This window comes from Cupriavidus pauculus (genome assembly GCF_008801835.1).
Classification (GTDB): Bacteria; Pseudomonadota; Gammaproteobacteria; order Burkholderiales; family Burkholderiaceae; genus Cupriavidus; species Cupriavidus pauculus.
Genome location: NZ_VZOW01000064.1, coordinates 1 through 10,221, shown reverse-complemented (window position 1 = coordinate 10,221; position 10,221 = coordinate 1). Strand labels below are relative to the sequence as shown.

Below are 10,221 nucleotides of genomic sequence, written 5' to 3'. Positions count from 1 at the left end.
GCATGGTGAACAAACTTTCGGTGCAGGTGTCAGCGCCGCGCATGAACGTGGGATTGTATGGAGTCCTCAGATTAACGATTCAGCAAGTCGTCGCGCTGACGTTCGCTGCCGGTATTTCAGCAGCCTGCTAAGGCAATACGCCCGCCTTATGGATACTCCCGCACGCATCATGAACCGTCTTACGCTCAATACCAAACTCTGGGCGGCGCTTGCCGTCATGTGGCTGCTGCTGCTTGCACTCGGCACCTGGAACGCCTTCCACGCCAAATCGGTCATGATGGCCGAGCGCCGCGACAGCCTGAAGTCGCTGGTTGCGACGGGCGAAGGCATCGTCAAGCTGTACGTCGAGCGTGCGGCCAAGGGCACCATGTCGAAGGAAGACGCGCAGAAGGCCGCCAAGGATGCGCTGCGCGCGATGCGGTTTGGCCAGAACGGCTACCTGTTCGTGGTCGATTCCAAGCCGCAGGTCATTCTGAATCCGGGCCTGCCGCAGACCGAAGGCAATATGGTTGGCGAATTCAAGGATCCGGACGGTGTCTACGTGTACCGCGCGATTATCGATGGCGCGCGCCGCACCACGGGCGAGGACGCCGGATTTTCGATGTATCGAGGCCGCCTTCCCGGTACGGAAAATCCGCAGCGCAAGCTCACCTACGGGCGCCATGTGGCCGACTGGGATTGGTTCGTGGCCACCGGCGTATTCCTCATCGATATCGAAGACGCCTTCCGCGCCAACCTGATCAACGCGCTGGTCAGCACGTTGCTGATCGGCGCATTGATTGCCGCCGTGATGGGCCTGATCATGCGCACGGTCAAACGCAGCCTGGGCGGCGAGCCGGCGTACGCGGTGGAGGCGGTGACGCGCATCGCGGGCGGCGACCTGACCATGCCGCTGCAGGTGCGTGCCGATGACAATTACAGCGTGCTGGCGGCGATGCAGCAGATGCAACAGCGACTGTCCGCCACGCTGGGCGACATTCGCGGCGCGGCAGGGTCGATTGCGACGGCGACGAACCAGATTTCCGCCGGCAATCACGACCTGTCGCAGCGCACCGAGGAACAGGCGTCGGCGCTGGAGCAGACCGCGTCCAGCATGGAGCAGCTCACCGGTATCGTGCGCCAGAATGCGGACAACGCGCGACAGGCCAGCGCGCTGGCCGTCAATGCATCGGAGATTGCCAATCGCGGCGGCGAGGTGGTCAGCGAAGTGGTCTCCACGATGGGCGCGATCAATCAGGCGTCGCGCCAGATCGTCGACATCATCGGCGTGATCGAAGGCATTGCATTCCAGACCAATATCCTGGCGCTGAACGCAGCGGTGGAAGCGGCGCGCGCGGGCGAACAGGGCCGCGGCTTTGCCGTGGTGGCCGGCGAGGTGCGCAGCCTGGCGCAGCGCAGCGCGAACGCCGCCAAGGAAATCAAGACGCTGATCGACAATTCCGTGGCGCAGGTGGACAACGGTTCCACGCTGGTGAGCAAGGCGGGCGAAACCATGCAGGAAGTGGTGAACGCCGTGCGGCGCGTGACAGACATCATGGGCGAAATCAGCGCGGCGTCGGCCGAGCAGAGCACCGGTATCGAGCAGGTGGGGCAAGCCGTGACGCAGATGGATTCGGTGACGCAGCAGAACGCCGCGCTGGTGGAAGAAGCCGCCGCCGCCGCGCAGTCGCTGGCCGAGCAGGCGGACTCGATGATGCGCGCGGTCTCGGCGTTCCGGCTCGCGCACGCCTGAGCCACGCAAGGTCAAGGGAAGCGGCAAAAAAATCCGCGGCGCTAGTCCGCGGATTTTTTTTGATCGCCGAGGCGTTCAGACGCTCAGACGCTCGGCGTCGCCTGCAGCGATTGCATGGCGTCTGCCGCGATGGCAAACGAATGCAGGCGTGCCTCGTGATCGTAGATCTGACCGGTCAGCATCAGTTCGTCGGGACGCAGGTCGTCGACGAAACGCTGGATGCCTTCGCGCACGGCTGCCGGATTTCCAACCACCGAACACGCCAGCGAGCGACGGATGTGGTCCGCCTCGCTCGCATCCCACAAGCGATCGATGTCGTCGACCGGCGGCTTCAGTTGTCCCGGCGCGCCGCGCACCAGCGCCAGGAATTGCTGCTGCAGCGAACTGAACAGGCGGCGCGCCTCACTGTCGGTATCCGCGGCGAATACATTGAGCCCAAGCATCACGTGCGGCCGGTCGAGTTGCTCGGAAGGACGGAAAGTGCGTCGATAGAGATCGACAGCCTGGCGCATGAAACCGGGCGCGAAATGCGAAGCAAACGCGAACGGCAGTCCCATCGCCGCCGAAAGCTGCGCGCTGAATAGACTTGACCCCAGCAACCACAGCGGCACCTTCAGGCCCGCACCTGGCACCGCACGCACGCGCTGGCCGGGTCGCGGATCGTCGAAGTAGGCGCGCAGTTCCTCGACGTCCTGCGGGAAGCTGTCGGCGGTGTCGTGATCGAGATGGCGTCGCAGCGCCCGGGCTGTCGCCTGGTCGCTGCCCGGCGCGCGGCCCAGCCCAAGGTCGATGCGTCCCGGGTATAGCGCAGCCAGCGTGCCGAACTGTTCGGCCACCACCAGCGGCGAATGGTTGGGCAGCATGATGCCGCCGGAGCCCACGCGAATCGTCGACGTGCCCTGTGCGACATAGCCGATCAGCACGGCCGTGGCCGCGCTGGCGATGCCGGGCATGTTGTGGTGTTCGGCCAGCCAGAAGCGCCGATAGCCGAGGCGTTCGGCATGTTGCGCCAGCGCCAGCGTGTTGTGCATGGCGTCGGCCGCTTGGCTGCCCTCCGCGATGGGTGAAAGGTCGAGCACAGAGTAGGGGATCATTGCATTCACGTGCGGCACAGGCCGCGCGGATTCGATTCAGGGACGGGCTATGGTAGTCACACGCGACCGATCGTGCTGGCGCCGCGCGAGAAGCCATGCCGGCGGTGTGGACACACTGCGCTAGCCGAACAGCCGCGTCGCGATTGTGCCCGTGGCGATGCGGCGGCCGATCGTCACGCCCAGCGCGCGGTAACTTTCCCACTGCGCTTCGTCGAAGAACTGGTCGGCGGTGCCTTCCTGCGGAAAATTCGGATGCAGCGCGCCGTATTGGCGTACATCGGCGGGCGCGGACGCTGTCAGTCTTGGCTTGATGACGACGATGCGCATCAGCGGCGGCCCATCGGGCGCGCCTGCCTGACCGGCGCTGTAAACGTTGAGCAACAGCGCCACTTTCTCTTGCGACGCGGGCGGGGCGTCGGGTGCGAAGTCCTCGGGCGTGCCGAATACCTCTCCCAGTACGGGATCGGTTGCGGCGCTACGGTCTACAGCGATTTCCAGGCCAAAGTCGATGCGCGCCAGCCGGATCAGATTGGCAAGATCGCCAAAACGGTAGTTGGGGTCGCAACCGCAATCGCACATGACGACGAGCCCGACGGCCCGCTCCGGCCGCAGCAGTTCATAGACCGAGGTATTTTCGAAGTGTCCGCCGTCGGACAGATATTGCCAGCGTCGGCGCGTGCCATGGAATCGGGCCGTCAACTCACAGGCCAGATACCACTGCGTACGAAATAGCCGCGCCAGCATGCCGGGCGCATCGTGGCCCCTGTCGGCGGCGGTTCGCGCCGCGCCGCTTGCGGCGGGCACGTCGGCCATGTGCGATGGCCACCAGATGCCAAGCCGAATATTGGCCAGCCCGAGCAGCAGCGATGTGCCCAACGTCGATGCCCGGCCCAGCCCGGTGGACACCGCCGCGCCGGAGACTGCGATCCAGTCGCCGACGGTACGCGCCTGCGACATCTCCGTTGCCTGTGCGGGACTGCCGCCCGCCTGTTGCGATTGTGCGCGGCACAGACGTCCGTCAACGGTGAATCGCACGTAGGCGTCGGCCGGCAGTTGCTGCGCGCCGCCCGGCTGCACGAGCGCGGGGCCCGGTCCGATGCATAGCGGCTTGCCTTTGCGATCGCGCTGCACGAGTTGTTCGGCGGGATCGACGGTCTGGTTTAGCGTGACGTTGATCAGGTGCAGCGGGGCCAGAACGCGAGGATCGTAGTAATCGTTGAGATTGAGCGCATCGTCGGGCGCGGGCTCGGCCACGCTGAATCGCTGGCGATCGTCCGCATCGGCCGCTGGCGCCTGGAAGCGATGGCCGTTCGATGCACCGAGGTACGCGCGCGTCAGCCGCGATGCGTAGAACGACTGCAGTGTCGAGAGATTCAGAAAACCGGCAAAGCGGCCGACCACCACGGCCATGCACAGCGCCAGCACCGTCAAGGTGGCCAGGGCCGGCGCGGTCCAAGCCTTGCCATAGACGAGCCAGTCGACTGGCTCTCCGCCGTCCCAGCGCACCCAAAGCACGATCCACGACCACAGCACGAATAGCATCACGGCCAGCAGTGCCGCAGCGATGCCCGCGAGCAACGAGATCGGCAAGCGCCCCAGCCATGTGCGCCATGTCGAATCGCTTTCGCCCTTCCTGCCGTTGTCGAGCAGCACCGCGCCATAGCGCACCAGCCAAACGAGCATCCCAGACGCGCCGGCTGGCACGATGGCTCCCCACGGGTGTATCGCCATGAAGCTATACAGGTAACAGGTGCGGGCCAGGGAATCGGCAATGGCCAGCGCAGCCAGCGCGCCGGTGAGCGTCATGGCGCCGCGCAATGTGCGCGTGGCGCGGACGCGATAGTTCGAGACGCTGCGCGGCGCCGGCAGCAGCAAGGCCAGGCATACCAGCACGCCGAGCCACGCGAGCACGCCGATGGCGAGGCACGCACCGGCCAGCCGCGGCGCTGCGCCAAGTCTCTGGAACCACCATCCCGCCAGCAAGAACATGCCGCCCACCACGATCGCCAGCAACACAGCCTTGTTGAACGGCCGGACCGGCTGGCGCGGATCATCCGAGCGCGGATAGACCAGCCAGTAGGCGATGCCGGGCGGCACCGCCAGAAGCAGCGCGGAGATCACCGGCAGCCACAGATATTCGCTCCACCAGATCGCCAGTGTGCCTTCGTTGATGGCCTGGCGGGCGTCATGCAGCAGATCCATCTCGCTGCGCCCCAAGGCTGGCCAGGCGCTGGTGGCCAGATGCAATCCCAGCGCCAAGGCGGCCAGTACGACCAGCAGCGCGCTGCCGATGACGTACTGCATGGCCAGCCAGTTGCGCACGATGACCGCTGCGGCGTAAAGATTGTCGCCCGCGCCGGTAGGTGTTAGGTAGCGGCCGTTCTCTCGCAGCCACGCAACGGCGGCGCGCCCGGGCGCGTCGGCATAGGAAGCGTCCGTGCGGATGCGGCCCGGCGGTTCGTACTGCATCGTGCGATATGCATCTTCGGCCGCCTGTTGCGAATTGGTGCCACGCCGCAATCGGCCGGGAACGAAAAGGCTGACGAAGAAAGCGCCGATGTATCCGCCGCCGCTGACCGTGGACAGATAGTCGAACCGCGCCAGGATCGAGCGCGTACCTGGCGTCTCGCCAGGCGTTGCCGGTGCGGCAGAGGGAAGGGCGACCGGATCGGGCTGGCTTTGGGGATGAGGTTGAGGCGCCTCGGCGAGCGCCTGCATAACGCCGAGGCAGAACGTGGCGCTGCGGATGCCGCCGCCAGACAGCGCCAGTGCCCGATTGCTGCGCGGCCCCGGCGGCTCGTCCAGACCCAGCGCGCGCCGGCGATGCGTTATGCGTGTGGATTCGTCCTCGCAACCATGGACATGGTCTTCTCCCCGCATGGTGCCTCCCGTTCACAATCGGTCTGGCCCCAGTATAGGAATCGACCGCCGGAATGCCGGCGGCGGCACAACATATCCAACTTGTGACGAAACGGCTGCGCGGCTGGTGCGGCTAAGGCGGCTAGTGTGCGGCGGCCTGCTGGGTGGCGGTATCGGCGACTGCGGCGTGGTCGCCGAGCTTGCCCTGCAGGCGCTTCCATTCGTCGAATCCGCCGGCGAGCGCCCACGTATTGGCGTAGCCAGCCGTGCGTAACCGTTCGGCCAGCACCGCCGCCGACATTTCGTGCGGACAGGCGCAATACACCACGATATCGCTGCTTGCATCGTGATCGGCCAGCGCATCGAACGGCGCATGCAAGCCCATCACGACCGCGCCGGGAATGCGCTCGATCGGCGTGGCGTCGTGCGCGCGGACATCGACCACGACCAGAGGCCGGTCGCCCGCACCACGCCGTTGTTCAAGTTCCATGACGGTCATGCGCGGAATGCGACCGGTGCGCTTGAGCAGGCGCCACCGTTGCCAGAAGCGCCAGACAATGAACAGCGCGAGCGCGCCGAGTACGGCCAGCACGGCGAGATGGCCGTATTCACTGAAGGCGGCAAGAATCGTATCGACGAAATCGCTGAAGACCACGCCGGCCAGCAGCGCGCCGCCCGCCCATACCAGGGCACCCAGCGCATCGTAGAAAAGGAAGGTCAGAAATGGCGTTGCGGTCATGCCGGCCATGGCCGTGGAGAGCGCGCCCGCGCCGGGCAACAGCTTGGCAAACACCAGCGAGCGCGGCCCGACGCGCAGGTACAGCGATTGCGTCTGTCGGATACAGGTATCTGGCGAAATGGAGACGCGGCAGATTGTGCGCAGCATCGGCTGGCCGAGTCGCTTGCCCGCGAAATACCACGCGGTATCTGCGATCAGGCAGGCGGCGATCACCGCGAACAGCACGGCGCCGATGGAAGGGCCGTCGGGCTGCATGGACAGCGCGCCGGCCACGAACAACATGGGGTAGGCCGGCACCGGAAGCCCGGCCTGTTCGGCCAGAACGTTCAGGAATACCAGCATCAGCCCGTGACCATCGAGCAAGGCCTGCAAATCACCCACGACATGTCTCCCGCCGGAATTGACGTTGCCGGCGGCAGCTTGAGGATTTGGGGGGCGCGGCCGGAACAGGCTTACAGTGTGCCAGTGCTTGACGCGGCTTGCACGCAGGCGATGTGTCACTGTCCTTCAAATTCGTTGAATCCCGTGGTGGCCCGTGCGTTTCGGAAACGTCCTTCAGCGGAAATAGCATCGACAACGTGTCGTTGAATTCGGACACAATCGCGATGAAGCGTGGCAGCAGCGCGTTGACCACAGCGGCGTTGCCTTGTCCTGCCGCGGATTCGATCGATTTGGCAGCGGCGATCAGCGTGGGGCAACGTGCCAGCGCCGCACCGCCCTTGATGCGGTGCACGCAGCGATGAACCTCCGGCCAGTCGCGCCGCGATACCGCGCCGTGCAGATCCGCCGCATCGACAACATTCGCATCGAGCAGGCTCTGCAGCAGCACGGTTTTTACTTGCGCATCGTGCTGCGCCACCTTGGCGAGCGTGGCGCCGATTGCGTGGCGTTCGTCCGCCGCCAGCCTTGGACGAGCGGCGCGCAAGCTCATGGGATCAGCCGACAGCGGCGCGCGAAATCGACCAGATCAACGAGGGATTCGGCGCTCAGTTTGTCCATGATGCGCGTCTTGTAGCTGCTCACGGTCTTGTTGCTGATGAACAGCGCCTTGCCGATCGACTTGTTCGACATGCCCCGCGCCAGCATGCGCAGGATCTCCATCTCTTTGTCGGTCAGCTTGCGTAGCCCTTCGCTGTCGCCGACGATCTGGCCCTCCCGCGGCGTGTCGCGCGGATTGGGGCTGGGAAACACAGTGAAGCCGCCGAGCACGCTTTCCACGCATCGCACGATAGATTCAAGTTCCTGGGTCTTGCTGACAAAGCCCTGCGCGCCAGCCTGGAACGCGCGCGCGGCGAAAGGCACGGCGTCCTGCGCCGTCAGTACCAGCACTCGCACCTCCGGATGAAACGTCCGCATGCGCGGTACGGCGTCCAGCCCGCTCATGCGCGGGATGTCGAGATCCAGTACCACTAGATCCGGCTTGAACTGCCGCACGGCGTCGATGGCCGTCTGCCCATTGTCGGCTTCGTACATGCGCTTTACGCCGAGCAACTGCGCCAGCTGCGCGCGCAGGGCGAGTCGCATCGCCGGATGATCGTCGACAATAAGGATGGTTGTCATGCCTGGCTCACGGTGCCGACGGGTGCTTCGGCGATCTACATGTCGGCGCAGTATAGGGAGCTGGCAGCCCGCGGGAAATGCGACGCTTCTGCAATTTTTGTGGGAAATTTCCCTAGATGCGGAATATCTGCGCCAAGTCGAAACCGCGGCTGCCGGAAGCGCTTCCGGAACGGTATCCAAGTGGGGCCGCACAAAAAAATAGCGACCCGCCGTGCGTTACGGGGGTCGCCAATCGGGAATGCGAGGAGGTCAGATTCCTCAAGAGGGGTTATCGACGCATTTCGCGCTCGCTGCTCCCCACTGTAGTGGGGCATATGTCACTTGGCCGGCGCTGAGGCCGCCCGCACTCGGGCGTTCATGCGATCAGTCGGTCCGGCTGGCTCGATGGCGCCAACGTGGCACGGATGCGACGCACACCCGCTTCCATTTCGGCATGGGCAGCATCGAGCCACGCAATGCGATGCCGGACCGGATCGTTTGGCGACAGATCGCTCACCCCGATTTCGCGCAGGAAATACTTCACCATGCTTCCCGCGCGCGCCGGCACAGGCATCATGCCGATCAGTTGGCGCCGCTCCAGCAGGCCCAGGGCTACTGCATGGAGCAGTCCGGCCCACGAGGTTCGGCCCAGGGCGATGTAAAGAGCGTCCGCGCGGTACTGCGGCAATTGGGCGAGGAAAAGGTTCTCGAACACCATGCGCAGCATAGGCACATTGGCAAGTTCGTCGAACGGCCCGTCGAAGGCCAGGCCGCGCCTTGTCGTGGCGTGGGGTAATAGCGCCAGAGGCTGAACCATGTCGAAGCCTTCGTTCCAGAGGGCCGCGGCATGCGGCAGGCCGATCAGCGCCGGCACGCCGAAGTGGTCGAGCATCCGGATCAGATTCGGCCGAATCATTTGACCGCCCAGTTCGACGCGGCGCTTGTGTTCGCGCTGAATGGTGAGGCCCGGCGTGCGTAGCTGCAGCAGTTCGGCGGTGACCGTCGCGGCGAGCCGCACGTGGGCATGGCCAGGCGTCGTGCTCGCCAATATCAGCCGCGCACCCGGATTGCGATGTTCGAAAGGCACATAAGTCATCTGATATGTGCCGTCCTGATCGACGACGATCGGTTTTTCCGCGATGCCGCGAACACCGCCACGGCGGATGCGCGCGCAATACTCTTCCATGTAGTTCGCCAAGGTGTCCCCGCTCCCGATGCGTCCCTGCTCGCTATCCCACGTTTTCTTTTTGGGTTCCATGTTAAGCGTCCGGTAATGGGCCATAAAGCGTGCAAGTGGTGAAAGCGGCTCCTCGCAACAGTTACTGCGTGGGCCAGCGAACAATGCGGCGAAGGGGGACCCTACTGCGGCGGGATGCGGTCCGGGATGAACTCTGGTTCGCGCTGAGGAGCAACGTTGCGCGCGATGTGGGTCAGGAAGATGACGCGCAATGCCAGGCCGGCATTCGGCGTAAGAGAAAAAGGCCGGACACGCTGGCGTGCCCGGAAACCCATTTGCTGACTCAGGTCGTGTCTGAACCCGAGGATTCAAATGATAACGATTATCATTTGTCGGGTCAATGTACTAGGCGGCGTTCAGTGTCGTGTCGATCGTGATCTGTGCCGAGAGGGATTTGTGAACCGGGCATTTATTTGCGACGCGCAGCAAGTCCTCCTGGATAGCTGCCGTGAAGTTGCCGCGCACTTCTACATGGCGGATCATCTTGTAGGAGCCGCTCGTTTCTTCATGCGAAACGTTCACCAGAACCTCCTGCAAGTCGTAGCCTTTGCGCTTGGCGTAGATTTGCAGCGTCAGTGCAGTACAGGCGGCAAGGGCCGAATCCAGCAGATCGTGGGGGTTGGGGATCGCGGGATTGCCCATCGGGGCGTCGAGATCGGCCTGCCATTGCGCGGTGCCATTGCCGAGCTGGCAAATGCTCGACCCCGAACTCGCTTGCCACTTCGCTGCGATTGTCATGCGTCTATTCCTTGTCTGGTGGGTGGATGGCCGAATCGCCAGCCTGTTGGATTCTATACATGGCTTGGTAGGGCGCGTATTTAGTGTCTCATGATGCTCTTTTTGGCTTTATTGAGGATTTTGCGAGAAAGCGCTTGCGCGGACGGCGGTAGTCCACTAATATTCGCCCCCTCGCAACACGAAGCGCGCTGCCAAGGCAGTGTTGGCAAGGGTTTGCGGGGCGGCAGTGGTTGGTGTCTGGGCAGGAAAGGGCGCTGACGGCAGATAAAAAATCTTCTGCAAA

At 64.3% G+C, this 10,221-nt stretch carries 8 protein-coding genes; 1 reads left to right on the top strand and 7 read right to left on the bottom strand.

The annotated features are described in order from the left end of the window. The first annotated feature begins 169 nt into the window (after positions 1-169). Positions 170-1,732 carry a methyl-accepting chemotaxis protein gene (locus F7R19_RS28930; protein WP_150982918.1) on the top strand — a complete coding sequence of 521 codons (1,563 nt, stop codon included), beginning with the start codon at positions 170-172 and terminating at the stop codon, positions 1,730-1,732. Positions 1,733-1,815: 83 nt separating this feature from the next. On the opposite strand, the gene F7R19_RS28925 is transcribed toward F7R19_RS28930, so the two are convergent. The 7 genes from F7R19_RS28925 to F7R19_RS28895 all read right to left on the bottom strand — a co-directional run bounded on the left by F7R19_RS28925 (position 1,816) and on the right by F7R19_RS28895 (position 9,938). After that, positions 1,816-2,826 carry an LLM class flavin-dependent oxidoreductase gene (locus tag F7R19_RS28925; RefSeq protein WP_061957651.1) on the bottom strand — a complete coding sequence of 337 codons (1,011 nt, stop codon included), beginning with the start codon at positions 2,824-2,826 and terminating at the stop codon, positions 1,816-1,818. Positions 2,827-2,946: 120 nt separating this feature from the next. Continuing rightward, positions 2,947-5,706, bottom strand: a complete 2,760-nt coding sequence (locus F7R19_RS28920) for a hypothetical protein (protein ID WP_150982917.1) — start codon at positions 5,704-5,706, stop codon at positions 2,947-2,949. A 121-nt stretch (positions 5,707-5,827) separates the two neighbouring features. Continuing rightward, on the bottom strand, positions 5,828-6,805 hold the full coding sequence (locus tag F7R19_RS28915; RefSeq protein WP_150982916.1) for a DedA family protein/thiosulfate sulfurtransferase GlpE: 978 nt from the start codon (positions 6,803-6,805) through the stop codon (positions 5,828-5,830). Then, positions 6,798-7,355, bottom strand: a complete 558-nt coding sequence (locus F7R19_RS28910; RefSeq protein WP_150982915.1) for an Hpt domain-containing protein — start codon at positions 7,353-7,355, stop codon at positions 6,798-6,800. The genes F7R19_RS28915 and F7R19_RS28910 overlap by 8 nt, the downstream gene beginning before the upstream one ends. Then, positions 7,352-7,984 (bottom strand): response regulator transcription factor, encoded by a 633-nt coding sequence (locus F7R19_RS28905; RefSeq protein ID WP_061957654.1) that lies wholly within the window; start codon positions 7,982-7,984, stop codon positions 7,352-7,354. Before F7R19_RS28905 ends, F7R19_RS28910 begins: the two co-directional genes overlap by 4 nt. Positions 7,985-8,339: 355 nt before the next feature. After that, complete coding sequence (locus F7R19_RS28900; RefSeq protein ID WP_061957671.1) at positions 8,340-9,161, bottom strand: hypothetical protein; 822 nt, start codon at positions 9,159-9,161, stop codon at positions 8,340-8,342. Positions 9,162-9,545: 384 nt separating this feature from the next. Continuing rightward, the gene (locus F7R19_RS28895) at positions 9,546-9,938 is read right to left on the bottom strand and encodes an OsmC family protein (protein ID WP_150982914.1); all 393 of its coding nucleotides are present in this window, start codon (positions 9,936-9,938) and stop codon (positions 9,546-9,548) included. Between the last annotated feature and the right edge of the window lie 283 nt (positions 9,939-10,221).